At 62.8% G+C, this 24,546-nt stretch carries 23 protein-coding genes, 1 other RNA gene and 1 pseudogene; 12 read left to right on the top strand and 13 right to left on the bottom strand.

Features of this window, described 5'->3' with window-relative positions; translation table 11 throughout:
• The first annotated feature begins 160 nt into the window (after positions 1 to 160).
• The 6 genes from ompA to CR103_RS03265 all read left to right on the top strand — a co-directional run bounded on the left by ompA (position 161) and on the right by CR103_RS03265 (position 5,455).
• The gene (ompA, locus tag CR103_RS03290; RefSeq protein WP_099914582.1) at positions 161 to 886 is read left to right on the top strand and encodes an outer membrane protein OmpA; all 726 of its coding nucleotides are present in this window, start codon (positions 161 to 163) and stop codon (positions 884 to 886) included.
• A 126-nt stretch (positions 887 to 1,012) separates the two neighbouring features.
• The gene (gene ubiG / locus CR103_RS03285) at positions 1,013 to 1,708 is read left to right on the top strand and encodes a bifunctional 2-polyprenyl-6-hydroxyphenol methylase/3-demethylubiquinol 3-O-methyltransferase UbiG (protein ID WP_099914581.1); all 696 of its coding nucleotides are present in this window, start codon (positions 1,013 to 1,015) and stop codon (positions 1,706 to 1,708) included.
• Positions 1,709 to 1,773: 65 nt separating this feature from the next.
• A complete protein-coding gene (locus CR103_RS03280) occupies positions 1,774 to 2,481 on the top strand; it encodes an HAD family hydrolase (RefSeq protein WP_099914580.1) in 708 nt (235 codons plus the stop codon).
• Positions 2,482 to 2,593: 112 nt separating this feature from the next.
• Complete coding sequence (locus CR103_RS23955; RefSeq protein ID WP_099914579.1) at positions 2,594 to 3,205, top strand: glycine zipper 2TM domain-containing protein; 612 nt, start codon at positions 2,594 to 2,596, stop codon at positions 3,203 to 3,205.
• A gap of 71 nt (positions 3,206 to 3,276) precedes the next feature.
• Positions 3,277 to 3,637: a transfer-messenger RNA gene (gene ssrA / locus CR103_RS03270) on the top strand.
• 129 nt (positions 3,638 to 3,766) lie between these two features.
• On the top strand, positions 3,767 to 5,455 hold the full coding sequence (locus CR103_RS03265) for an NAD-dependent succinate-semialdehyde dehydrogenase (RefSeq protein WP_229442681.1): 1,689 nt from the start codon (positions 3,767 to 3,769) through the stop codon (positions 5,453 to 5,455).
• A gap of 122 nt (positions 5,456 to 5,577) precedes the next feature.
• On the opposite strand, the gene CR103_RS03260 is transcribed toward CR103_RS03265, so the two are convergent.
• Together CR103_RS03260 and CR103_RS03255 are read right to left on the bottom strand one after the other, a co-directional pair.
• Positions 5,578 to 7,155 carry a cryptochrome/photolyase family protein gene (locus CR103_RS03260; protein ID WP_099914578.1) on the bottom strand — a complete coding sequence of 526 codons (1,578 nt, stop codon included), beginning with the start codon at positions 7,153 to 7,155 and terminating at the stop codon, positions 5,578 to 5,580.
• Positions 7,156 to 7,166: 11 nt separating this feature from the next.
• Complete coding sequence (locus tag CR103_RS03255; protein WP_099914577.1) at positions 7,167 to 8,141, bottom strand: MerR family transcriptional regulator; 975 nt, start codon at positions 8,139 to 8,141, stop codon at positions 7,167 to 7,169.
• A 124-nt stretch (positions 8,142 to 8,265) separates the two neighbouring features.
• Here CR103_RS03255 and CR103_RS03250 point away from each other — a divergent pair, with 124 nt between their 5' ends.
• A complete protein-coding gene (locus tag CR103_RS03250) occupies positions 8,266 to 8,577 on the top strand; it encodes a high-potential iron-sulfur protein (protein WP_180279263.1) in 312 nt (103 codons plus the stop codon).
• A gap of 330 nt (positions 8,578 to 8,907) precedes the next feature.
• Positions 8,908 to 10,065, top strand: coding sequence for an alkene reductase (locus CR103_RS03245; protein ID WP_099914716.1), 1,158 nt, complete (start codon positions 8,908 to 8,910; stop codon positions 10,063 to 10,065).
• A gap of 64 nt (positions 10,066 to 10,129) precedes the next feature.
• Here CR103_RS03245 and CR103_RS03240 read toward each other — a convergent pair whose 3' ends face one another.
• From CR103_RS03240 to CR103_RS03220, 5 genes are all read right to left on the bottom strand, one after another.
• Positions 10,130 to 11,371, bottom strand: a complete 1,242-nt coding sequence (locus tag CR103_RS03240; RefSeq protein ID WP_099914575.1) for an AMP-binding protein — start codon at positions 11,369 to 11,371, stop codon at positions 10,130 to 10,132.
• A gap of 15 nt (positions 11,372 to 11,386) precedes the next feature.
• Positions 11,387 to 11,773, bottom strand: coding sequence for a photoactive yellow protein (gene pyp, locus CR103_RS03235; protein WP_099914574.1), 387 nt, complete (start codon positions 11,771 to 11,773; stop codon positions 11,387 to 11,389).
• 145 nt (positions 11,774 to 11,918) lie between these two features.
• The gene (locus CR103_RS03230; RefSeq protein WP_099914573.1) at positions 11,919 to 13,484 is read right to left on the bottom strand and encodes an HAL/PAL/TAL family ammonia-lyase; all 1,566 of its coding nucleotides are present in this window, start codon (positions 13,482 to 13,484) and stop codon (positions 11,919 to 11,921) included.
• A gap of 156 nt (positions 13,485 to 13,640) precedes the next feature.
• Complete coding sequence (locus CR103_RS03225) at positions 13,641 to 13,949, bottom strand: MerR family transcriptional regulator (RefSeq protein ID WP_099914572.1); 309 nt, start codon at positions 13,947 to 13,949, stop codon at positions 13,641 to 13,643.
• Between the two features lie 2 nt (positions 13,950 to 13,951).
• On the bottom strand, positions 13,952 to 14,881 hold the full coding sequence (locus CR103_RS03220; RefSeq protein ID WP_099914715.1) for a DnaJ C-terminal domain-containing protein: 930 nt from the start codon (positions 14,879 to 14,881) through the stop codon (positions 13,952 to 13,954).
• A gap of 188 nt (positions 14,882 to 15,069) precedes the next feature.
• Here CR103_RS03220 and CR103_RS03215 point away from each other — a divergent pair, with 188 nt between their 5' ends.
• Positions 15,070 to 15,972 (top strand): c-type cytochrome, encoded by a 903-nt coding sequence (locus CR103_RS03215; RefSeq protein WP_099914571.1) that lies wholly within the window; start codon positions 15,070 to 15,072, stop codon positions 15,970 to 15,972.
• 16 nt (positions 15,973 to 15,988) lie between these two features.
• On the opposite strand, the gene CR103_RS03210 is transcribed toward CR103_RS03215, so the two are convergent.
• Positions 15,989 to 16,186, bottom strand: coding sequence for a PH domain-containing protein (locus CR103_RS03210; RefSeq protein ID WP_099914570.1), 198 nt, complete (start codon positions 16,184 to 16,186; stop codon positions 15,989 to 15,991).
• 218 nt (positions 16,187 to 16,404) lie between these two features.
• Between CR103_RS03210 and CR103_RS03205 the strand changes: the two genes are divergently transcribed.
• Together CR103_RS03205 and CR103_RS03200 are read left to right on the top strand one after the other, a co-directional pair.
• Positions 16,405 to 17,796, top strand: a complete 1,392-nt coding sequence (locus CR103_RS03205) for an MATE family efflux transporter (RefSeq protein WP_229442678.1) — start codon at positions 16,405 to 16,407, stop codon at positions 17,794 to 17,796.
• Between the two features lie 223 nt (positions 17,797 to 18,019).
• Positions 18,020 to 20,230 carry a S9 family peptidase gene (locus CR103_RS03200; protein ID WP_099914569.1) on the top strand — a complete coding sequence of 737 codons (2,211 nt, stop codon included), beginning with the start codon at positions 18,020 to 18,022 and terminating at the stop codon, positions 20,228 to 20,230.
• Positions 20,231 to 20,314: 84 nt separating this feature from the next.
• Here the strand turns inward: CR103_RS03200 and CR103_RS03195 are convergent, their stop codons facing one another.
• Positions 20,315 to 20,494 carry a CsbD family protein gene (locus CR103_RS03195; protein WP_099914568.1) on the bottom strand — a complete coding sequence of 60 codons (180 nt, stop codon included), beginning with the start codon at positions 20,492 to 20,494 and terminating at the stop codon, positions 20,315 to 20,317.
• Positions 20,495 to 20,701: 207 nt separating this feature from the next.
• Between CR103_RS03195 and CR103_RS03190 the strand changes: the two genes are divergently transcribed.
• On the top strand, positions 20,702 to 21,457 hold the full coding sequence (locus CR103_RS03190) for a hypothetical protein (protein WP_099914567.1): 756 nt from the start codon (positions 20,702 to 20,704) through the stop codon (positions 21,455 to 21,457).
• Between the two features lie 50 nt (positions 21,458 to 21,507).
• Here CR103_RS03190 and CR103_RS03185 read toward each other — a convergent pair whose 3' ends face one another.
• From CR103_RS03185 to CR103_RS03175, 4 genes and pseudogenes are all read right to left on the bottom strand, one after another.
• Entirely contained in the window at positions 21,508 to 21,690 is a 183-nt protein-coding gene (locus tag CR103_RS03185) for a CsbD family protein (RefSeq protein WP_099914566.1), read from the bottom strand.
• Between the two features lie 70 nt (positions 21,691 to 21,760).
• Positions 21,761 to 22,384, bottom strand: coding sequence for a class I SAM-dependent methyltransferase (locus CR103_RS03180; protein ID WP_099914565.1), 624 nt, complete (start codon positions 22,382 to 22,384; stop codon positions 21,761 to 21,763).
• Positions 22,385 to 22,456: 72 nt separating this feature from the next.
• Positions 22,457 to 23,015: pseudogene (locus CR103_RS23180) on the bottom strand (M13-type metalloendopeptidase).
• A gap of 9 nt (positions 23,016 to 23,024) precedes the next feature.
• Positions 23,025 to 24,509, bottom strand: a complete 1,485-nt coding sequence (locus CR103_RS03175) for a M13 family metallopeptidase (protein ID WP_229442676.1) — start codon at positions 24,507 to 24,509, stop codon at positions 23,025 to 23,027.
• Positions 24,510 to 24,546: the final 37 nt, after the last annotated feature.

The following is a 24,546-nucleotide window of genomic DNA, read 5'->3' as shown; positions in this document are numbered from 1 at the left end:
TCGTGCTATTTCGCCCACTGTGGCAAAATGATTCAGAAGCCAATTGCATGTTTCGCAATCAGAAATGAGGAATGCGAGACAAACTGTTAGTATTCTGCCTATGCACGTCAAGTTGCGCAGTTTTTGCTGCGGATATCACCCCCGAAAGGAAGAAAAACATATGAATAAAATTGCAGCCCTTATCTTCGCCGCTTCCGCAGCGTTCACCGGTATCGCGTCCGCGCAGACCACGTATCCAACCGCGCCGCCGTTCGCACCGCTGACGACCGACATCAAAGCGAAGTCGCCAACCAGCGCTTACGTGCAAGATTCGCGCGGCGTCATCGCCCGCAACCCGTTCGGCCTGTGCTGGCGCACTGGTTACTGGACGCCAGCCGATGCGGTGCCAGGTTGCGACCTGCCATTGTGCGTAGCGCCGGACACCCTGGTCAATGGCAAGTGCGTCGCACCGCCACCGCCAGTCGTCGCCCAGGCACCGGCCCCAGCACCGGCCGCTGCCCCCGCGCCAGCATTGGTACCGGTGCCGACGTCGGAAAAAGTGAGCTACTCGGCTGATGCGTTCTTTGACTTCGACAAGGCCGTACTCAAGCCAGCCGGCAAAGCCAGCCTGGACGACCTGAGCTCGAAGCTGCAAGGTATCAACCTGGAAGTCATCATCGCCGTCGGTCACACCGACTCGATCGGTACCGATGCCTACAACCAGAAGCTGTCGATCCGCCGCGCCGATGCGGTCAAGGCATACCTGCAGTCCAAAGGTATCGAAGCCAACCGCGTCTACACCGAAGGCAAGGGCGAGAAGCAGCCAGTTGCTGACAACAAGTCGACCGCCGGCCGTGCCAAGAACCGCCGCGTTGAAATCGAAGTCGTCGGTACCCGTAATAAGTAATCCGGGCGCTTCGGCTCTCCTCGAGAACCCCGCTTCGGCGGGGTTTTTTTTTAAGTCCGGCGCCAAGCGCCGGCCTTTTACGCTCGCGTACGCCCCTTCCCCCATTTTCCCGCTATCATTCCTGCTATGAACGCCGACCTCCAAGAAATCCAGAAATTCAGTGACCTCGCCCACCGCTGGTGGGATCCCACCTCCGAGTTCCGCCCGCTGCACGACATCAACCCGCTGCGCCTCGAGTGGATCAACGCGCGCGCGCCGCTGGCCGGACGCAAGGTGATCGACATCGGCTGCGGCGGCGGCATCCTGGCCGAATCGATGGCAAAAAAAGGCGCCATCGTCACCGGCATCGATTTGTCCGAAAAAGCCTTGAAGGTGGCCGACCTGCACAGCCTGGAGTCCGGCGTGCAGGTGCGCTACGAGCTGATTGCGGCCGAAGACATGGCAGCGCGCGAAGCCGGCCAGTACGACGTCGTGACGTGCATGGAAATGCTCGAGCACGTGCCCGATCCGGCATCGGTCGTGCGGGCGGCGGCGGCATTGGTCAAGCCCGGCGGGCACGTGTTCTTTTCGACCCTGAACCGCAATCCGAAGTCCTACCTGTATGCCATCATCGGCGCCGAGTACCTGCTGCGCATGCTGCCCAAGGGCACCCACGACTACGCAAAATTCCTCACCCCGGCCGAGCTGTCGCATTTCGTGCGCCAGGCCGGGCTGCAACTGGACGCAATGAAGGGGCTGGGATACAACCCGCTCAGTAAGATTTATTCGCTTAACGACAACACCAGCGTCAACTACATGGTCGCTTGCAACCGTCCGCTATAAACGGCAAACACGCATTTCCCATCCATCCGCCCGCTACCTACCGCGCCGCTTTTCCAAAGATATTCATGACCCGCCCTCCTTTCCTGCAGGCACCGCTTGCCATCTTGTTCGACCTTGACGGCACACTGGCCGACACGGCGCCCGACCTGGCGGCGGCGGTCAATTTCCTGCGCACCGAGCGCGGCCTGGCGCCGACGCCGTATGCGGTGCTGCGCCCGACCGCGTCGGCCGGTGCACGCGGCATGATCGGCGCCGCCTTTGGCCTGACCCCGGCCGACGCCGGCTACGAAACGCTGCGGCTGCAGTGGTTCGACCGCTACCAGTCGGCGATGTCGGTGCACAGCACGCTGTTTGGCGGCGTCACCGAACTGCTCGACGGCATCAAGGCCGCCGGCATGGCCTGGGGCATCGTCACCAACAAGCCGGCGCGCTTCACCGATCCCCTGATTCCGCAGATCGGCCTGGCGCACGCCGGCTGCATCGTTTCGGGCGACACCACGCCGCACGCCAAGCCGCACCCGGAGCCGCTGCTGGAAGGCGCGCGCCGCCTTGGCGTTCTCCCCCAACACTGCTGGTACGTCGGCGATGATTTGCGCGACATCGAAGCCGGCCGCGCGGCTGGTATGGTCACCGTCGCCTGCGCCTGGGGCTATTGCGGCGCCATCGAACCGGCCGCCTGGGGCGCCGACTTCCTGCTCGACACCCCGGCCGACCTGCTGGAAATGTTGCGCGGCATGGCCGATGCGGGCATCGGCGCAAGAATGAGCGCCTGAGCGACGCCGTCTTTACAGCTTGTAACGTTTGAAACACCCTGCGCCTATCTTGGCGCACGCGCTCCCGTTAATCTGTTCCTGCAGCCTCACTCAACGTCTCAGGAGCAGAATAATGGAATCGATCAAGACCGCAACCCGCATCCACCCGCTGATGGCCGCCGCGGCAGTATCCGTCGTCATCGTCAGCCTGGCCGGCACCGCGGCGATCACGGGTTTGCTGCCGAACTCGCGCGCCACCATCGCGCCGGCGCCATCGGCGTTGCCGCTTGCGACCCAACTGTCTGCCGTAGCGCCAGCCCCGACCCCGGCCCCGGCCCCGGCCCCGATGCTGATGGCCGCCGCCGCGCCGCAACCGAAATATCTTGAAGAGCCAGCTGCCGCGCCGGTTGTACGCAAGGCGCCGGTGGTCAAGCAAGCGCCACGCCACGTCGCCCACCGCCACACCCAGGTTGCGCGCAACGACTACGAGCGCGATTACCAACGCAATAACAACGCAAATAACAACGCAAACTACAGCGCGAACAACAACGCGAATTACAGCGCGCCGGCCGTGCAGCAGCCAGCGCCTGCGCAACCGAATTACGTCGGCATCGGTCTTGGCGCGGTCGTTGGCGGCTTGCTCGGCAACCAGGTTGGCGGCGGCAACGGCAAGAAGCTGGCAACGGTCGCCGGCGTCATCGGTGGCGGCATGCTCGGCAACCAGATTGCCAACGGCAACCGCTGAGCTTGATGCCTTGTGCGGTACGCAAGCCGCACCGCACAAGGCCAAAGATTGCGTTACAATGACCGTTCTGTGGGGGCGACCTGGTTTCGACAGGGGTTGCAAAGCAGCGCAGGGCATACCGAGGGCGGGCTACCTCGTAAATACAACCTGAAAAAACTTAACTGCAAACGATAACTCGTACGCACTGGCAGCTTAATTGCTGTTAGCTCTAGAACACCTCGTCCCTGGGGTGGGCCGTTAAAAGCTCTAGAGTCATTTACAGGGACTCGTTCTTTACCGGGTTACTTGGTACGGAACTAAATAATAGGTAACTCGCTGGTACAAAGCGTGCACGTCCGCGTTGTATTGGTTAAATTAAATGGCAGTGCTAAGTATGTAGAACTGTCTGTAGAGTGCTTCTGGACGCGGGTTCGATTCCCGCCGCCTCCACCACATCATCCTAAAAAACCGCCCGATGGGCGGTTTTTTTTCGCTTGCGCTACCGGGCGGCGGGAATCGAACCCGCGTCCGCGGGGCGTAAGCGGGGTTTCGCCGAGCACTGCTCGGCGCCGCTGAAGCGACTTGCGCTTGCAAGCGCGTGATCAAATGTCGGTAGATTTTCACCGCGCCGGCACGTTACAGCAGAAGGTGCTGCATTTGGTCTGTGAGATCGCCATTGAACGACGGCCCAAGAACCAGGTCCAACCAACTACGCCGGCGCTGCGCCTGTTACGTCGGGGCCCGTCTGCCAGCTACCACCTGCACGGTCCGTCATCAACCGGTCGCTACGGCGACGCGGGCATCAGCCACTACCAGGGCGTGTACCAATGCCGTATTCAAAGCCCAATTCCTTCACCCATGGTCAACGCCATTGCGCGCCGGCCCAAAGGACTCCTCATGCAGAGCGTCAACCCGCACTCCCAGCAGCAGATCGCGACCTACGCCCCTTACGACGATGCCAAAATTGAGCAACTGATCAGCGCCGCTGACAGCACCTTCCATGATTGGCGCACGACCTCCTTTGCAGCCCGCGCAGCGCTGATGCGCGTGGCGGCGAATGTGTTGCGCCAACGGCAAACAGAACTGGCGGCATTGATGGCAAGCGAGATGGGCAAGGTATTGAAGGATGGCGTCGCCGAAATTGGAAAGTGCGCGGACTGCTGCGATTTTTATGCTGATAACGCTGAAAAGTTTCTTGCCAATCAGCCCATCGCGACGGATGCTGCGGACAGCTATATCGCTTGCGATCCGCTAGGCGTGGTCCTGGCCGTCATGCCATGGAATTTCCCGTTTTGGCAAGTATTCCGCTTTGCGGCGCCGGCGCTCATGGCCGGCAATGTCGGCCTGCTCAAGCATGCGTCGAATGCGTGTGGCTGCGCATTGGCAATCCAGGATGTTTTCATGCAGGCAGGTTTCCCTGCTGGCGCTTTTACCACTTTGCTGGTCGAGGGCACACGGGTGGAGCCGATCATCCGCCATCGGCTGGTGCGTGCAGTCACCTTGACCGGCAGCACGCCGGCCGGAAAATCGGTCGCTGGAATCGCCGGCTCGGAGCTCAAAAAAAGCGTGCTTGAACTCGGCGGCAGCGATGCCTACATCGTGTTGCAAGATGCCGACCTTGGACTCGCGGTACAAACCTGCGTCAAGAGCCGGCTGATCAACGGTGGCCAGAGCTGCATTGCCGCCAAGCGCTTCATTGTCGTCAGGTCGGTGCAGGAAGAATTTACGCGGCGCTATGTGGAGCAGTTTCGCAACGTTCGCTTTGGCGACCCGACAGATCCGGAATCCGACATCGGCCCAATGGCGCGCGCCGACCTGCGCGACCAGATTCACGATCAAGTCTGCCGCAGCGTGGCACAAGGCGCGCAGCTGTTAATTGGCGGCGCGGTGCCGGATCAACCCGGCAGCTACTACCCGCCGACCGTTCTGGGTGGCGTACGACCCGGCATGGTGGCTTTCGAAGAAGAGATCTTTGGACCGGTGGCCTCGATCATCGAAGCGGACGATGAAGCTGACGCGATCGCCTTGGCAAACCAGTCCGAGTTTGGTTTGGGTTCGGCAGTGTTTACGAGCGACAAGTCAAAGGCGGATCGTATCGCGCGTCAAATCGATGCCGGTTCCGTGTTCGTGAATGCGCTGGTGAAGTCGGATGTGCGCCTGCCATTCGGCGGCGTCAAGCACTCAGGCTATGGCCGCGAGCTGTCCTGGTTCGGCATTCAGGAATTTGTGAATATCAAAACGGTCTACCACGCCAATGTGCCGCGGCAATAGCAACGGTCGCTTTCCAGCCCTGCCCTTGCCCTTGCCATTGCCATCGTCAAGACGGCAGCGTATCGCCACGCCGGGAGCGAAAGAGGTAGCGGCACCGCAGTCCTTGCGCACCTCGGACGTCCTTACAACCCATCGAGCTGCGCCCTCAACTCCCCCGCCTTCTCCCTTAACGCTTTCACCGCCTCCGGCTCCATCTTGCGCAACTGCGGATATACCATCCCAATGCGCGGATTACTCGCCAGCCGCTCTTCATTGCGCGCAAAAAAATCCCAATACAGCGCATTGAAGGGGCAAGCCCGCTCGCCCAAACGCTGCTTCTTGTCGTAATGGCAGCCTTTGCAGTAATCGCTCATGCGGTCGATATACGCCGCGCTCGACACGTACGGTTTGGTGGCCAGCATGCCGCCATCGGCGAACTGACTCATGCCCAGCGTGTTGGGCAGTTCGACCCATTCGAACGCGTCGATATATACGCCGAGGTACCAGTGGTGCAGCGCGACCGGATCGAGCCCTGCCACCAAGGCGAAGTTACCGATCACCATCAGGCGGTGGATGTGGTGGGTATGCGCGTGTTCGAGCGAGTCGCCGATCGCGCTGGCCATGCAGCGCATCTTGGTCTGGCCGGTCCAGAACCAGCCAGGCAAGGCCCGGGTGTGGCCAAACACGTTGCGCTCCACATACTCCGGCATCTGTTCCCAGTACACGCCGCGCACGTACTCGCGCCAGCCGAGGATCTGGCGGATGTACCCTTCGACGGCGGCGAGCGGGGCGTGGCCCGCGTGCCAGGCAGATTCGACCCTGGCGACGACTTCGCGCGGGTTGAGCATTTTCGTGTTGAGGGCGAACGACAGCAGCGAATGGAACAGGCGCGACGAGCGGCTGCTCATGGCATCCTGGAACTGGCCAAAATGCGGCAACGCGTGTTCGACAAAGGCATCGAGGTGCTGTAACGCCTCGTCGCGGTTGAGCGGCCAGGCCAGGGCCGCTGCGTGCGGCGCGCCAAAGCTGGCGACGCCGGCTTTCTGGATCGTTTCCCATAGCGCCGAATGGTCGTGCGGCGCGCGCCAGTCGGCCGGCGCGGTCGGCGTTCCCGGCCACGACTTGCGGTTGTCATGGTCGAAATTCCACTGGCCGCCGAGCGGCTTGTCGTCGGCGTCGACCAGCACCTTGTGCTTGACGCGCATGGCGCGGTAGAAATGCTCCATCAACCATCGCTGGCGTTTGCTGAACAACTGCGCGGCTTCGCCGTGCGCGCTGTAAAAATGTTCGCTGTCGACCATGGCCGAACGCACCGCCAGCGTGCGCGTATACGTCGCCATTTGCGCATCCAGACGCCATTCGTCGGGCGCCTGATATTCGAATTCGGCGGCACTGTAGCGCGCCAGCAGCATGTCCAGGTTGGCCGGCAGCGACTGCAAGTTGGCGGCGTCGTCGATAGTGAGATAGCAGACCCGGTGGCCGCTTGCAGCGAGCTGGCGCGCCAGCTCGCGCATGCCGGCAAAAATGGCGATGATTTTTTGCGCGTGATGCAGGACGTAGTCGGTTTCCTGGCGTACTTCCATCAGCACATACACGACGTCGTCGTGGCGGTGCCGGAACCAGGAATGCTGCGCGTTGAGCTGGTCGCCCAGCAGCAGGCGCAGCGTGGTGGCGGGGGTGGCGTCAACCACCGGATCAAACTCTGAATCAGGGCGCGGCATGGGCGGACCTCCTACAGTGCGGCGGGCAGCGGCAGGCCATCGGCCCGCGCCAGCTGCTCGAGGGCCGCTTCCAGCAGCACGCGCGCGGAGCCGGCGGCGATGCCCAGCTGTTCATGCAGCAGCGCGTCGGCCGGCGTGCGCGAAGCGCACTGCAAGCTGTAGCGCTCGAAGCTGTTGATCATGAGCAGGATGTCGCACAGGTGGCGCGGGCATTCGCAGGCCACGCTGTTGCTCGCCGCGGACAACGCGGACAACGCCTCGTCGTCGAAGCGGCGCGCGGCCGATGGCGCGTGCTGCGGCAGATCCGCTTGCCCCGCCTGCTCCGCCTGCCCCACCACGGCCGCCAACGCAGCTTGGCACAGCAGCACAATTTCAGCGGCGTCGGCCGGCACGCGCGCCACCAGGCACCCCTGCTCGCGCAGATGGCGGATCGTCGCGCTGGCGCAGAAGCGGTACAGCACCACGATTGCCGCGCCCAGCTGCTGGCGCAGCGCGACGATCGCCGGCAGCGCGCTGTCGTCCAGCTCCGCCACTTCGATCAGCAGCACCTCGGCGCTGCTGCCGGCCAATGCCGCTGCGGCGCCATCGAGTTCCCGGCACTTGCCGACGATGTCGAGTCCCGGCCAGGCACTCCTGCTGCCGGACAGCCGCAGCGCCATTGCCTGACCCACCAGCGCCAGCCGCAGCGGCCGCGACGGCGCGCGCGACGCCGGCGCCATCGCGCGCAGCTGGTCGAGTTCCAACTGTGCCAAGGAACCGATCGGATGGCCATGATCGACCAGTTGCTTGATCAGGCTGAGCCGGCCGACCTGGGCTTCCGAATAGAGCCGCTGACCGTGCGCCGAACGGCGCGTGTCGCAGACGCCGTAGCGGCGCTCCCAGACCCGCAGCGTTTCCACCGGCAGGCCGGCGAGCCGCGCGGCGACGCCGCTGCGATAGCCCACGGCGGGAGCGGCGTCCTTCGTTTTAATTTGCAAGACAATCATGATTGAACCAAGAATGAACCGTAAGTGAACCGGCAAAACTCAAGTATAGCGTGATATTTCAAACGAAACGCGCGATTCTGCGAAAAGATGTTGGTACACTTCTTGTTCACGTTCCGAAGGAGTTATCATGACAACGCGCCGTATCTTCCTTACTACGATTCCCGCCGCCGCCCTGTCTCTCGGCCTCGGCAAAACTGCGTTCGCCCGTGCCGAGGTGCTGCCCGAGTCCGATCCGGCGGCCGTGGCATTGGGCTACAAGGCAGACGCCAGCAAGGTCGACGTCAAGAAGTGGCCCACCTACGCCAAAGATCGCCTGTGCGCCAATTGCCAGCTGTACGCCGGCAAGTCGACCGACCCGATGGCGCCGTGCGGTGCGTTTGGCGGCAAGCAGGTGAGCGCGAAAGGATGGTGCGCCGCCTGGGTCAAGAAGGCCTGACGGCGTACGGTGCCCGGCGCACCGGCATTGTCCAACCAAGAGCGACAGCGCCGGTCCCTACAGCGCCAGCGCCGACACTCGCCTTGTTCTGTGCCGGCAGGCCCGACCGCATCGAAAAGGCCAATTATGAAGGCTTGGCTGTGCCACGTCTCAGCATAGTACCTGAGTAACAACTTCTGTCGGGTCCGACGCCGATCTGCCTTTGCGTCTAAGATATCTCCTTTCAAATTGATTGCGCGCCATCGTTTCGTACGTTCAAGCATGGAAGCCGCAGTCAAAGCAGCGCGCCGCGCCGCTCCTCTTTTACAGGATCAAATAATGACCAGTTCCATGACCGCCACTAACGCCATTAACGCCACTACCGCCACTACCGCCGCGCACGACGCTGCAGTCGATCGCAACGCATCGAGCGATCTGTTCAAGCCGATGCAACTCGGACCGCTGCAATTGTCCAATCGCATCGTCATGGCGCCGCTGACGCGCAGCCGCGCAAAGGAAGACGATATCCCCGGTGACCTGGCCGCCGAATACTACGTGCAGCGCGCTGGCGCCGGACTGATTATTGCCGAAGCTACCCAGATTTCCCCACAGGGCAAAGGCTACATTTTCACGCCCGGCATTTACAGTGACGCGCAAGTACAAGCCTGGAAAAAGATTACCGAGGCCGTGCATGCGGCCGGCAGCAAGATTTTCCTGCAGCTGTGGCACGTAGGGCGCATTTCCCATCCATCGATTCAAGTCGACGGCGCTTTACCTGTGGCACCTTCGGCAATCAAACCCGAAGGCCAGTCCTATACCAACGACGGTTTCGTACCGATGGTGACACCGCGCGCTTTGGAAACGAGCGAAATCGCCTCGATCGTCGAGCAATACCGCAGCGCTGCACACAATGCCAAGGCCGCCGGTTTCGACGGCGTCGAAATCCATGCGGCGAACGGCTATCTGCTCGACCAGTTCTTGCGCGACAAGACCAACCAGCGCACCGATGCCTATGGCGGCTCGATCGAAAACCGCGCACGGCTGGTGCTGGAAGTGACGGAAGCCGTGGTCCAGGTCTGGGGCGGTGATCGGGTCGGCATCCGGATTTCGCCGCTCAGTGCCTTTGGCGACATCGCCGACAGCAACCCGCAGGCGCTGTTCACCTACGCTGTCGAACAGCTCAACCGTTTTCATCTGGCCTATCTGCACGTAATCGAAGGCGACACCGGCGGCGCGCGCGAGGTGCCCGGCGGCTTCGACCTGCAGATTCTGCGCCGCCTGTTCAACGGGCTGTTCATGGCCAACAACGGCTACGATCTGGACCTGGCCCTGGCCGCCCGCGCCAGCGACAGCGCTGACCTGATTGCCTTTGGCCGTCCGTTCATCGCCAATCCGGATCTGGTTCAGAGACTGCGCATCGTGGCACCGTTGAACACGCCGGACCCAGCCACCATGTACGGTGGCGGCGCGGGTGGCTATATCGATTATCCGGCACTCAAGGCGTCTTGAGCTGCCAGCGTTTCGGCCGCGGCTGGCGTGCAACCTTGCCAGTAGGGCGGGCAACTGCGCTGCCTTAACCGGTAGCGTCGATGATCCAGTCCGCCAGCTTTTCGTTGGCCTGCCTTGGCAACTGACTGCCGAATGAAAACGCCATCGGCCGCTGGGAGCTGTCGAAGCGCTCGCGCGACCATGCCGCCAGTTGCGCCTGCAGCATGACGCGATCGGCGTGCGCCGCGCGGGGCACGATAAATGCCTTGAGCCGGTTGCCCTCGTCGGCGCGCATCAGCCGCACGGAGGCGTCAAGCACCGCCGGGTGTTCGCGCAATGCGGCAGCCACCTGGGCCGGAAACACATTGATGCCGGCGACCTGCACCGCCTGGTCGATCCGGCCCGCGGGTCGAAAGGTGTCGGTGCCGACCCATTCCAGCGTATCCTGGATGGCGCAACGCGCGCATGCGCCGTCAAGCAGCGTACGCTCGAGCACCGCATCGTCCTCAGCCACGCGCCGCCAGTACGGGAAGGCTTGAAAAGGCGCAGCGGCAGACTCGCGCCACCCTACGCCGCCGGTTTCGGAACTGCCATATACCTGGATCAGTTTGTCCAGGCCTGCCGCCAGCAATGCCTCGGCCAGTTCATCCGGACATGGGGCGCTCGACGTCACCCCGATTACGCCGGGCGCGAATAACGGTTGCGACTGCAGCGCGGCGCGCCAAAATTCGGGATGCGCCACGACCAGGTCGCCAGCACGCAGTTCGTGCGCCAGCCGAGCCGCGGAGCTGCCGCGCACATCGAGCACATCCAGGTCTTGCATGCCGGGCGCCTGCGGTAACAGCACCGTAAACAGGAAGCCGTAGATGTGATGGCTAGGCACGGCGCTGAGGATGCGCCGCCGTCCCGGCAGCAACGCCGCCAGGACGGCTACCTCTTGCCAAAGCGACGACACGGGGTGGGTGCAGCGTTTCGGAATACCCGCGCTACCGGAGGTGCGAAACGTCAGTTCGGCTGAAAACTGGCGCAGGCTCTGGCGGGCAATCGCTGCCCACTCTTCGATTTCCAACCGGGCCAACAGGTAATCCTCGATCCCCGACCGGTGCAGATGCAGCATGTCGGACAATGCGGTGGCGACAGAGAGTACTTCGAGCGAGTCGGCGCCAAGATCGCGTCCGATATGCAGCGTCCCGGGCCAGGGCAAGCCCGGCTCGACGCGGCTGCGGCGCAGCAGCGACAACTCGCCGGCCACCAGGTCGCACACAAAGCGCAGCAGATGCGCATCATGTTCCCACCACACCGGGGCCACCGGCTGTTTGATCGCCACGCCGCCGCCGATTGGTCAGATGCGCTTGACGAAGACCCAGTACGACGTGCCGCTGATCGAGCGTTTCATGTGTACCTTGACCTTGGTCGCTTGCATCTGATAGTCGAACACGTACTCAAACATCGTGTTCAGGTTGCCTGCCTTGACACCGGCATCGAACACCCCTTTGAACGCCGGCTTGGCGGTGCATGGAGCAACATCGCGGAAAAAATTCTTGCCGATGACGGTCGCCGGATCGCGCCCGGTGATGGCTCCCTCGGCCGAGTTGTATTTCAATACCGTGCCATTCTTGTCCAGTTCGATGGCACCAAAAGCCAGCTTGTCGAAGTCCTTGTCCGCCAGCTTGCCGAGGACGTTTTCGATGCCTGTTTTCCCGAAAGCAATGGTTTCAAGTTCTAGCATGGTGATTTCCTAAAAAGTGGAGGTTGGCGGCAGACCGCATGGCAGCCGAATTGCGCCTACGATATTGTCATACTACAACGATTAATCGCCATCAACACATTACTGTTGCCCCATCGTTTGTCCAGAACAAATTGAACGTTGCCTTTTACACATAGAGGCGCCATGCCTTGCCGCGAATGCGCGTCAACAACAGGTGGAGGTCAAGGTCGAGGCGCCGGTCTTCTTCTACCGGCGCGACGTCGGCGGCGAGCGATGCCATCATCGCGGCGACCGCGGCCGACAGCGCCAGCTTTGGGTCGAGTTCGCAGCGCAGCCGCACGGCTTGCTGTACCGCGATCAGCAAGGCTGCGCCAACTTGCTCGGTCAACTCGATCACGCGCAGGCAGTCGCGCGCCGCGATGGTGCCCATGCTGACCTTGTCCTGGTTGTGGCACTCGGTGGAGCGCGAAAAGGCCGATGCCGGCATGGTCAGCTTCAGCGCTTCGGCGGTCCAGGCCGAGCAACTGATCTGTAGCGCCTTCAGGCCGTGATTGATTGCGATCCGCGGCCCCGTCGCACCGGACAGGTTGGGCGGCAGGCCGTTGTTGTAGCGCGCATCGACCAGCAGGGCGATCTGCCGGTCCATCAAATCGGCCAGGTTTGCCACGGTATTTTTCAAGGTATCCATGGCAAGGGCGATATGGCCGCCGTAAAAGTGACCGCCATGCAGCACGTGCTCGCCGTCGGCGTCGATGATGGGGTTGTCGTTGGCGCTGTTAAGCTCATTGTCGATCAGCTGGCGGAAAAATGGCAGGCTGTCTTCGAGCACCCCGATGACGTGGGGCGCGCAGCGGATCGAATAGCGGTCCTGCACGCGATTGCCGTTGCGCGCGCGCTCGGCGCGCGGCAGGTCGCCCCTGATGCGCGCGGCTATCCGCTGCATGCCGGGATGCGGCTTGACCGAAAACAGGACCTCGTCGAAATGATCGGCGTTGCCGTCGAGCGCGATCGACGCCATGGCCGTGATGCGCGTAGTTAGCTGGCCCAGGTACTCGGCGCTGCCATAGGCGAGCACGGCCAAGCCGGTCATCACGGCAGTGCCGTTCATGATCGCCAGCGCTTCCTTCGGCCGCAGGCGCAGCGGCGCCATGCCGGCGGCAACCAGCGCTTCGCCCGCCGCCACGTGCTCACCGTTGCACCACGCCTCGCGCTCGCCGCACAGCACCGCCGCGAGGTACGACAACGGCGTCAGGTCGCCGCTCGCGCCAACCGAACCTTCCGAAGGAATCAGCGGCAGTATGCCGGCATCGAGCAGGCCCACGATCTGTTCGAGGAGCGCAACCGAGACCCCTGAAAAACCTTTGCACAGCGACGCCAGGCGCGTTGCCATGACGGCGCGGGTTTGCGCCGGCGTCAGGAACGCCCCCAGGCCGCAGCCGTGATAAGTGTAGAGCTGGTGGGGCAATTCGGCCACCAGTTCAGCCGGCACCGGCACCGTGCAGGAGTCGCCGTAGCCGGTCGTGACGCCGTAGATGACGCCCTCCTCTTGCAGCAAGCGGTCGAGAAAGGCCGGGCCGCGCGCAATCGCGGCGCGAAACGCCGGGTCGGACGACAAGACGGCGCGCGCGCTGCCGTCGGCCACGGCGGCGATATCCTCGAGTTGAAGGCGATTGCGGTCGAAACAGATGGTGCGCCGGGGGGAAGTGGACGGAACCGGGTTGATCTTTACCATGTACGGAGGGTAGCAGAGTGAGCGTCGGCGGTGACGGATAGGAAGAAATTATACGGGTATCGATATAATTGTCGTGGACAAATATTAAGGCAGCGGAAATCCGGCCGGCGCGACGCAGGGGGGATGTCCGGTTTTTGGCGGGTACTGCGCGAACGCTCAGCCTTCGAGCACCCGCAGGCGCGCGCGCAGGCGATGGATTTCGTCGCCGAGGTCGAGCACCAGGGCGGCGATCTCCTCGTTGGCGTCGAAGGTCTGCTCCAGGCTCAGCAGGCCGCGCGCGCGCAGCAGGTCGCCGCTGCGAAAGCGCACCGAAGTGATTTCGATGCTGTCGCCTTCGCCGAGGACGCCGGCGCGGATGTGGCGCACCACCCAATCGGGCTCGACGGCGCAGGCGCGCGCCAGTTCCTCGACACTGAGGGCCACTTCTTCGAGCGGCACGGCGTTCACGGGATCGTCTTGTGACATGGTCAAGCTCCGGTGCGCGCGCGCGGGTTGAAGGCAAGCTCGCGCGCCATGGTTTCGTACAGGGCGCGGGCCTTTTCATTGTCGGCCGGCGGCAATACCACTTCAAGGACGAGGTACAGGTCGCCCGGCAGCCGGGCTGGAATGCCGCGCCCCTTCAAGCGCAGCTTGCGCCCGGTTTGCGAGCCGGCCGGTACCGTGACTTCGACATCGCCCGATGGCGTCGGCACGGCAATGCCGGCGCCGAGCGCCGCTTCCCACGGCGTCACCGGTACGGTTTCGTATACGTGGCTGCCATCGACACGGTAACGCTGGTCGCTCTTGAGGCCGATTTCGAGAAACAGGTCGCCGCTACCGCCGCCGCCGATGCCGGGATGACCCTGGCCGGACAGGCGCAATTGCTGGCCCGGCAACACGCCTTTGGGAATCTTCACTTCGATCGACTTGTCGGTGGTCACCGCCCGGCCGCTGGCGTCGCGCTGCGGCACGCGCATGGTGACGGTGCGGGTGGCGCCGTGGTAGAGATCGACCAGGTCGACGGTGATGGCGGCGTGAATGTCTTCGCCGCGCGCCTGGTAGCCGGCGCCCGGTCCACGCCCGCGCGAGCGCTGTCCCACATTGGCAAACAGGTCGGAAAAGAAATCGCTGTCGGCGCCGTTCGCACCGCCGCCGAAAGACGAGGCCCAGTCGGGCGGCGGCTGGAATCGCTGGCCGGCGCGCCCGCCGCTGCCGAGCTCGTCATAAGCGGTACGTTTTTCAGCGTCGCCCAGCACGCCGTAGGCTTCGTTGATTTCCTTGGTCTTGCTATCGGAATCCTTGTGCTTGCTGACGTCGGGATGGTACTTGCGCACCAGCTTGCGGTAAGCCTTCTTGATGTCGTCGGCCGAGGCGGCTTTCTCGACGCCCAGACTTTGGTAATAATCTTTGTATTCCACGAAACAGCACTCCCGGCATTGGTTTTTTTTGATCGTACTGCAGCGCTGCGCGCGGCGGCGCACTGCTCGCTTTTGATGACTGCACTTTACCGGGAAAACATGACAGCGGTTTGATTTATCACTTATTTCATTATTGCTAACATGATAAATTGATACCACGGAGTAGTGTTGAAAAAAAGGAACATGCCATGAACAAGTGGATGAGACGCACCAGCATCGGGTTGGGTCTGCTGGCACTGGCCGGCGTCGCAACGGTGATCGGCGGCAAAGCCGCGGGCGAGCGCAAGCTGGTGCGCACAATCGCGCTGCAGGTGGCGCCGGTCGACGTGCGCGGCGACCCGGCCGAGGTCGAACAGGGCCGCTACCTGTTCAGCACCCGCGGCTGCGTCGATTGCCATGGCGCCAACGGCGCCGGCAAGACCGTCATGCAAGAGGGTGCGATGCTGGTCATTTCGCCCAACATCACCGCCGGCGCCAACAGCGTAACGAGCGCCTACAAGGTCGAGGACTGGGTGCGCACGGTGCGCCACGGCGTCAAGCCGAACGGCAAGCCGATCATGATCATGCCGAGCGAAGACTACAACCGCCTCACCGACGCCGACATGGCGGCGGTGATTGCCTACGTCAGGCAATTGCCGCCGGCGGCCGGCATCGCGCCGGTGATCGAGCTGCCGGCCATGGTCAAAGTCCTGTATGCGTTCGGCGCGGTAAAAGACGCTGCCGAAAAAATCGATCACGCGTTACCGCCCTCGATGCCGGTGGCGCCCGCGGTGTCGATCGAGCATGGCGCCTATGTGGCCAACACCTGCATCGGTTGCCACGGCGCGCGCCTGAGCGGCGGCGTCGTTCCCGGCGCGCCGCCGTCCTGGCCAGCCACTGCCAACCTGACGCCCGGCAAGGGCAGCGTCATGCCCCGCTACCCGACGGGCGACGTTTTCATGGCGACCATGCGCAGCGGCCGCCGGCCGGACGGCACGCCGATCAGCCCGGTAATGCCGGTCGATTCGTTCAAGCACATGACCGACACCGACCTGCTCGCCGTGTACACCTACCTGAAGTCGCTGCCGCCGGTTGAGGTTGGGCGCTACTGAGCGGCGCAACTATCAGCTAGCGCCCTTGCTTCAGCAAGCCGACGATCTCCTCGAGCCTCGCTTCGATGATGCCGGTCAGGTGCATGTCGGAGACCTGGCCGACGCTATGCCCCGCGGTGTCGAACTTCAGCGTGCTGAGGTGGATGTGGCGCAGGATCGGTTCCTCCACAAACGTTACATCCTGGATGTTTTCCAGCGGGATGGTCGTCTCCATTAATGGGGTCTGACCCGTTTAAAAAGCGGAACAAGCCTGCCTTAGCCAATTTTTAATGGGGTCTGACCCGTTTAAAAAGCGGGGATATGCGCGCTGAGCCGAAGTTCAGACGGCCATGCCGATCTGCCTGCGTTACCGGCAGCGTCAGTGGCGATGAGATCGTTGGCGGCACTGGCGGATAGACAGTAAAATCACCGGTTTCCGCCGCCGCGCATTCCATGTCCACCGCCATCGCTTCGCCCTCCTCCGCTGTCGCTACCGAAATCAAGGCCATGTGGCAGCTGGCCTGGCCAATGCTGATCGGACAGCTCGCCACCGTCGGCATGGGCGTGGCCGACGTCGCCATGACCGGCCACGTCAGCGCCGAGGAGCTGGCGGCCGTCTCGCTGGGCGCCTCGGTGTGGTCGATCGTGCTGGTCACGGTGATGGGCATCATGATGGCGATTAATACCGTCGTCGCCCACGAAATGGGCGCCGCCAATTACCATTTGATTGCGCACTCGGTACGCCAGTCGCTGTGGAAAGGCGTCGGCGTGGGTTTATTGGCGTGCGCCGCGGCGAACCTGTCGACCTTGCTGTTCGACCATATCGGGCTCGAGCAGGCAGTCAACGACAAGGCCTCGATGTTCGTCCACGTCATCAGCCTGGGCATGCCGGCGTTCGCCTGCTACCGCGCGCTGTACGGCTACACCACCAGCATCAACCAGACCAAGCCGGTGATGATCATTGCCGTCGGCGGCTTGCTGTTCAACGTGGCCGTCAACTGGCTGCTGGTGTTCGGCAACCTCGGCATGCCGCAAATGGGCGCGGTCGGCTGCGCGGTGGCCACCGCCGTCAGCATGTGGCTGATGCTGGCGGCGATGGTCGCCTGGATCCGGATTGCGCCGGCCTACACGCAGACGTTTCCGTTCACCCACTGGGAGTGGCCGAACTGGGCCGAGATCGGCAGCATGCTGCGGCTCGGCCTGCCGATCGGCGTCACCTATTTTGCCGAGGTCAGCGCGTTCGGCGCGGTCAGCCTGCTGGTGGCGCGCTTCGGCGTGGTGCAGATATCGGCCCACCAGATCGCCCTCAATTTTTCCTCGCTGGTATTCATGGTGCCGCTCAGCTTCGGCATCGCCCTCATCACCCGGGTCGGCCAGTCCCTGGGCGGAGGCGATCCGCGCAAGGCGCGCTTTGTCTCGTGGGTGGGGGTGGCGATGTCGATCGCGTTCGGCGCGCTGTCGGCCGGCTTCATCGCGCTGTTTCGCTGGGAAATTGCGCGCGCCTACACGTCCGACCCGCAAGTGCAGCAATTGTGCGTGCAGCTGCTGCTGTTCGCGGCCCTGTTCCAATTGTCGGATGCAACGCAAGTGGCCGCTTCGAGCGCCATTCGCGGCTACAAGGTGACGCGCCAGCCGATGGTCATCCAGCTGGTCGCGTTCTGGATATTTTCGCTGCCGCTGGGCTACGTGCTGGGCCTGGCGCCGGCCTGGTTTCCATGGTCGCCAAGCGCGCCAATGGCTGCGTTCGGATTCTGGATCGGACTGGTGCTGGGGCTGACGGTGGCGGCGCTGCTGCTGACGATAGCGTTGCGGAAGCTGGCCAATCGGCGCGTGCTGGCAGCTTGACATCGTCTCCTTCCCACAAGCTCCGACGCCGTCATCCTCGCGAATGCGGGGATCCAATTGCGTCGGTCCGCTACCAAATCGGGCGAAACGCCTGCGCGGGAACGACGGCCTGACTGTAGCGTGCTCGCTTATACAAGGGCTTCCCGTATGTTCAGCGTTCACCACCCGACTCTGGTATCGTTTCGAAGTTGTTCCAGTTCAACCAATCACATCGAGACAATCCATGCGTTTTTTCCTTTGTTTTTTAGCCGCCATGTCGGCCGTTCCCGCATCTGCCGAACGCCTGACACTGGACCGTATCCACGCCGACCCGGCGCTGGCGGGACCTGGCGTGCGCAACCTGCGCGTATCGCCTGACGGCGAACGCATCACGTTCCTGCGCGGCCGTGCCGACAACCAGTTCCAGCTGGACCTGTGGGAATTCAACATGAAGGACAAGACGACGCATCGCCTGGTCGACTCGAAACTGCTGGTGCCGAACGAATCGATTTCACCCGAGGAACAGGCGCGCCGCGAGCGCTCCCGCAGCGCCAACCTGACCGGCATCCTGAACTACAGCTGGTCGCCCGACGGCAAGCAGCTGCTGGTGCCGATCGGCGGCGACCTGTACCTGGTCGACGCCGCCCATCCGGACAGCGCGCGTAAAGTCGCTTCCGGCAATGTCGCCGATCCGAAAATTTCACCCAAGGGCCGCTACGTCTCGTTCGTGCGCAACCAGAACCTGGTGGTGATCGACCTCACCACGGGTGCCGAAAAGCAGCTGACCAGTGACGGAAAAGACACCATCCACAACGCCGAAGCCGAATTCGTGGCGCAGGAAGAAATGGGCCAGCGTACCGGTTACTACTGGGCGCCGGACGATTCGGCCATCGCCTACAAGCGCTTCGACGAAGCGCCGGTGCCGGTGGTGCGTCGCTTCGAAATTTTTGCCGACCGTACCGACGTCGTCGAGCAGCGTTACCCGGCCGCCGGCGACCCCAACGTCATCGCCGAGCTGATGATCGTCTCGCCCGCTACCGGCGTGCAGCGCAAAGTAGACATCGGCGCCGACAAGGACATTTACCTGGTACGCGCCGACTTCAGCGCCGACAGCAAATTTTTGGTGTACCAGCGCCAGTCGCGCGACCAGAAGCGCCTCGACCTGATCGCGGTCGATGCTGCCACCCTGGCCCAGCGCACGCTGCTCACCGAAACCTCGGCCACCTGGGTCAGTATCCACGACGACCTGCGTTTCCTGGAAAGCCAGAACGCCTTCCTATGGTCGTCCGAACGCAGCGGCCGCAATCACCTGTATCTGTACGGCATGGATGGCAAGCTGATACATACCGTGTCGAGCGGCGCCTGGGGCATCGACAACGTCCAGGCGGTCGACGAAAAGACCGGCCGCGTGTTCGTTTCGTCGAACCGCGACAACGTCGTCGACAAGCAGATCTATTCGCTCCCGCTTGACGGCAGCGGCGCCGACGCTCCGGTTCGCATCACCACCGCCGACGGCTGGCACGAGGCGGCGTTCTCGCGCAACGGCGAAGTATTCGTCGATACGTTCTCGGACCCGAACACGCCGCCGCAAATTTCGATCAGGAAGCCAGACGGCGCGATGGTCGGCTGGCTCGAGCGCAATGAACTGGACGGCAGCCATCCGTACGCCAAATTCAAGCTGGACCACCTGGCCACCGAATACGGCACTTTGACGTCAAACGACGGCCAGACGCTGTACTACTCGATGATCAAACCGAGCAACTTCAAGGCCAGCAAGCGCTACCCGGTGTTCCTGTCGACCTACGGCGGCCCGCACGCCCAGCACGTGGCCCGCAAATGGGGCAACTATTTCGACCAGTACATGGCGCAGCAAGGCTACGTCGTGTTCCGGCTCGATAACCGCGGTTCTTCGCGCCGCGAACGCGTATTCACCGACGTCATCTACAAGGAACTGGGCAAGCACGAGGTCGAAGACCAGGTCACCGGCATCGATTGGCTGGCCAAGCAGAAGTTCGTCGATCCGAAGCGGGTCGGCGTATTCGGCTGGAGCTACGGCGGGTTCATGAGCCTGCGCCTGCTGTCGGCCGCGTCAAGCAAGATCGCGATGGGCGTGTCGGTGGCGCCGGTGACCGACTGGGCGCTGTACGATACCCACTACACCGAACAGTTCGTCGGCGCCACGCCCAAGTCCGACCCCGAAGCCTACAAGCAGAGCGGCGTGTTCGCCCACCTCGATGGCCTGAAGTCGCCGCTGCTGCTGATTCACGGCATGGCCGATGACAATGTGCTGTTCACCAACACCACCCGCCTGATCGACGGCCTGGTCAACCGCGGCATCAAGTTCGACCTGATGACCTATCCTGGCGCCAAGCACGGCATCTCCTCGCGCGCCGGCCAGCGCCACGTGTACGCCACCATCGAGGCATTTTTCAAGAAGAATCTCGACCCGCGTTAAGCGGGAACACAACATCGAAGCACAAAAAACAGCCGCGAAATTCGCGGCTGTTTTTCGTTGCGTCTGTCTTTTGCTTCACCAAACTTAATTGGTCGCGTCCTTGAGGATTTCCTTGGCGTCGCCGAGCTTTTCCTGGGTCTTGCCTTCGACCTGGTTGGCCAGGCCTTTGGCCTGCTGTTCGGTGCTGCCCGTCAGCTTGCCGGCCTCTTCCTGGATTTTGCCGCCGATGTCTTGCAGTTTGCCGTTGATCTGATCTTTGTTCATGGTGGAGCTCCTTGAATAGCACATGCCCGGATGGCCATGCAGATACGCCAGAATAGCGCGCGCGCAACAGACGGTCTGTGCGGGATCGTACGTTAACCCAGCATTCAAGGTTTGCTTATGCTGGATCAAACTACCGCCATTCTCATCGGTCACTGCGGCGTCTGGCGCCTCTAACAAATAATATTCATAATCAATGAGGAGGATTCAATGAACTACCTGCCCAAACATACCTCGCCGCCCTTCGCCCTCACCGTCACCGTCACCCTTGCCGCCTTGCTGGCGGCGTGCGGCGGTGGCGGCGGTGGCGGTGCCAGTGGCGGCGGCTCAGCGCCTCCGCCTGTCATTGCACCGGGTCCGGTCGTCACCGGCGGCGTCGACATCAACGCCGCGTGGCGCGACTACCTCGGCGCTCCGCACACCTGGGCCATGAGCGGCAAGACCCCGGATGCCCGAGCGTTCGATCTGTCGGTGATCATGAAACCCGGCGCCAACCGCAGTTTTGCGCTGACCGGCGCCAGCGGGCAAACGATTGACCAGTCGATCCGCTTCACCATCGCCGGCGCCAACCCGGTCAGCAGCGACGGCACGCTGTACTTCAATGGCGCGTCGATGGTCGGCGTGAGTACCACCAATGGCGCCTGTTTCGGCCTGCGCGGCACGATGCCGGCCTTGCCGGGCGCAAGCGCGGTTGGCACCAGCGGCGCCATGTTCGTACTCGACGGTAACGCGGGATGCACACCCAATGGGCAAAAGCTCGGCACCAGCACCTACAACTGGTCGGTCGAAAACGACGGTGCGCTGACCATGTTCTGCCTCACCACGCGCCAGGAAAACGCCAGTGCGACACCGATCGGTTCCGACGCCTACTGTTTCGAAGCGAGCCCTGCCGGCACTCTTGGCGCCAAGGCCAAATTCACCATTACGCGGCCAGACGGCAGCACCATCACCGGCAGGAATTTTTAAGGAGGCTGCAACGATCATGCCCCACACCGGCCTGAGCCCGGTAAGGCAGCTCAGCGATTGCCGCTGCCCTTGACGGCGTCTTTCACATCGCCTGCCTTCTCCTGCATTTTGCCCTCGGCCTGCTTGCCCAGTCCTTGGGCTTGCTGCTTGTTGCTGCCGACAGCCTTGCCAACTTCTTGCTGTATCTTGCCGCCGATGTCTTTGGCCTTGCCTTTGGCTTGGTCTTTGTTCATTTTGAGTACCTCATTTAATGGTTGGGAGGAATCAGAATAGGCGTAATCAAATGAAGCCTCTGTTCGCCACTTAACGCACCGGTTTACGCCACACGCTGGCCAGCCACGGCTGCTGGTCGCGTGGCAAGTTGGGCGGCCGGTAGTAGTGATGCAGCGGTGAAAAACCCGCGGCCACCAGGTAGTGCTGCCACGTCTCGACATCGTAGTAGCTGCCATAGCGCGGGCCTTGCCAGCCCTCTTCGTTATGGCCGCGCGGATTGGAAGTGAACAGCACCGCACCCGGTTTCAACGCGGCATACAGGTCTTTCAATACTTTCGGCAAGGCGGCACTGGGTACGTGGAACAGCACCGCGTTGGCGAAGATGCCGTCGAACATTGCCGGCGGCAGGTCGAGGTGGACAAAATCCTGCTGCCACACTTCGCAGCCGCTGAAGGCGCGCGCCATGTCGACAAACTGCGCCGCGCCGTCGACGCCGATGGCGCGGTGGCCCAGCATGCTGAAGGTTTTCAGGTCGCGGCCCGGACCGCAGCCGAGGTCGAGGATGGTGAACGGGAGCGTCGACTCAATCGCGCCAAGCAGCGCAGCGATATTTTGCGACACGTCATGGTCGATCGTGCCGGCGAAGAACTGCTGGGCGTGGCCGTCGTAATAGTCGAGGGTGCGGCGGGTGATGTCGTCGATGTCGGTGGTCATGGCGGTATGCGGTCGAAAAAAAAACGCGCCGCGCGGCGCAAGCCGGCGCGACGCGACTTGGCTAGCATTAGTTTACCAGACCCGCACTCGCTCGGCAGGCGGCAGGTACAGGGCCTCACCGGGCTGGACGTTAAAGGCGGTGTACCAGGCGTCGATGTTGCGCACCGTCGCCGCGCGGTACTGCGATGGCGCATGGCCGTCGGTCATCACGATGCGGCGCAGCTGCGCCTCGCGCATCTTGCTGCGCTCGCTGTGTGCGAAGCCGAGAAAAAACGCCTTGTCGGCATCGGCGGCAGCCGGCTTGCCTGCCAGGGTGGTGCGGTAAGCGTCGTACGATGCCGCCAAGCCGGCCAGGTCGGCCAGGTTTTCGGACAAGGTCAGGTTGCCGTTGACGGCCAGGTCGGGGAACGGCTTGTAGGCTGAAAACTGGGCCACCAGCTTGCTTGAAATGCTCCTTGTCTTCTTCGGTCCACCAGTCGCGCAGCCGGCCCTGGGCGTCGAACTGGGCACCCTGGTCGTCGAAGCTGTGGCTGATTTCATGGCCGATCACGCTGCCGATGGCGCCGTAATTGGTGGCATCGGATGCTTTCGGATCGTAGAACGGCGGCTGCAGGATCGCGGCCGGGAACACGATCGCATTTTACAGCGGCATGTTGACCGCGTTCACCAGTTGCGGCGGCATCGACCATGTGGTTTTGTCGATCTTCTTGTTCAACTTGGCTAGCCGCTGCGCGGTATGAAATTTCTCGGCGCGCACGACGTTGCCGAACGCGTCGCCGGGCACAACCTTCAGTGCCGCATACGACGCCCATGTGTCCGGGTAGCCGACGCCGACATACAAGGTCTTGAGCTTTTCCTGCGCCTGGGCGCGGGTGGCTGGCGCCATCCAGTCGAGCTTGTCGATCCGTTTGCTGAAGGCGGCGACGATGTTGGTCACCATCTGCTTCACACGCGCCTTGTCTTCAGCGGCGAAATTGCGTTCGACGTAGACCTTGCCGACCGGCTGGTCGAGCGCGATGTTGGTGGCGGCCAACGCGCGCTTCCAGCGTGCCGACTGTTTCGGCGTGCCCGACAGCGCCGCGCCGTAGAACGCGAAGCGCTGGTCGACGAAAGCCTTCGACAGGTTGGGCGCGAAATGGTTGATCTGGTGGAAGGCCAGGTAATCCTTCCAGCTGGCCAGGGGCGCGCTGGCGACCAGCGCCGCTTCGCCTTTGGCGGCGCCCGGATGCCAGACGATGAATTTGGTCTGCGCGCCGAGCCCGGCGCTCTTGAAGAAAGCCGGCCAGTCGATACTCGGCGCGTTGCTGGCGAAATCGTTCAAGGTCCAGGTGTTGTTGCCCTTCATGACGTCGGCCGAATCTTCGCGCGTGGCGTGCGACCTGGCGATGTCCATTTCCAGCGCGAACACCTTGGCCGCGCGCGCTTCGCTGTCGGAGTAGCCGGCCAGCTTGAGCATGGCGCCGATGTGCTGCAGGTATTTTGTCCGCAGTTCCGCCATCTTTGGACTGTCGGTCAGGTAATAGGCGCGGTCGGGCATGCCCAGGCCGCCCTGCGGCAAATACACCATGTTGCGCGACGAATCGGACAAGCCCTGGGCCACCCACAACCCAAAAACGTTCTCGGTAAAAAAGTTGGTGTTGTTGAGCGGATCGACGTCGGCGCGCAGCGAAGCGCCCAGCGCACGCGTGAGCGCCGCCTTGTCCTTGATGGCGTCGATGGCAGCCAACATTGGTTTGAGCGGCGATCCGCCCTTCGCCTCGATTGCCGCCTCGTCCATGTAACTTGAATAAAACGCCGCCACCTTGCGCGCCTCCACGCCGGACTTCCTGTCGGCGTCGATGGCGGCGAACATCTTGACGATGCGAGCGTTCGTGTCTTCGGCGATCGCGGCAAACGCACCCCAGCTGCTGCGGTCGGCCGGGATCTCGGTCTTGACCAGCCAGTCGCGATTGGCGTAGGCGAAAAAATCGTCGCCCGGCAGCATGGCTATCGTGGCCGGCCCGGCGCTCGATGCCGCCGACGCTGCCGGCGCCGTCACCTGGGCGCCGGCCGGCGAAAGCGCCAGCATGGCGCCGCAGGCGGCAAGGGTGATGGTAATCTTGATGGGTGTCCAGCTTGGCTTCATGTGGTCCCCTTCGTGGTGTCGCTTTGATGGTCGAGCG

The sequence above is a fragment of the Massilia psychrophila genome (assembly GCF_002760665.1).
Lineage (GTDB): Bacteria > Pseudomonadota > Gammaproteobacteria > Burkholderiales > Burkholderiaceae_D > JAFCUW01.
This window is presented reverse-complemented; position numbering and strand designations above follow the sequence as displayed.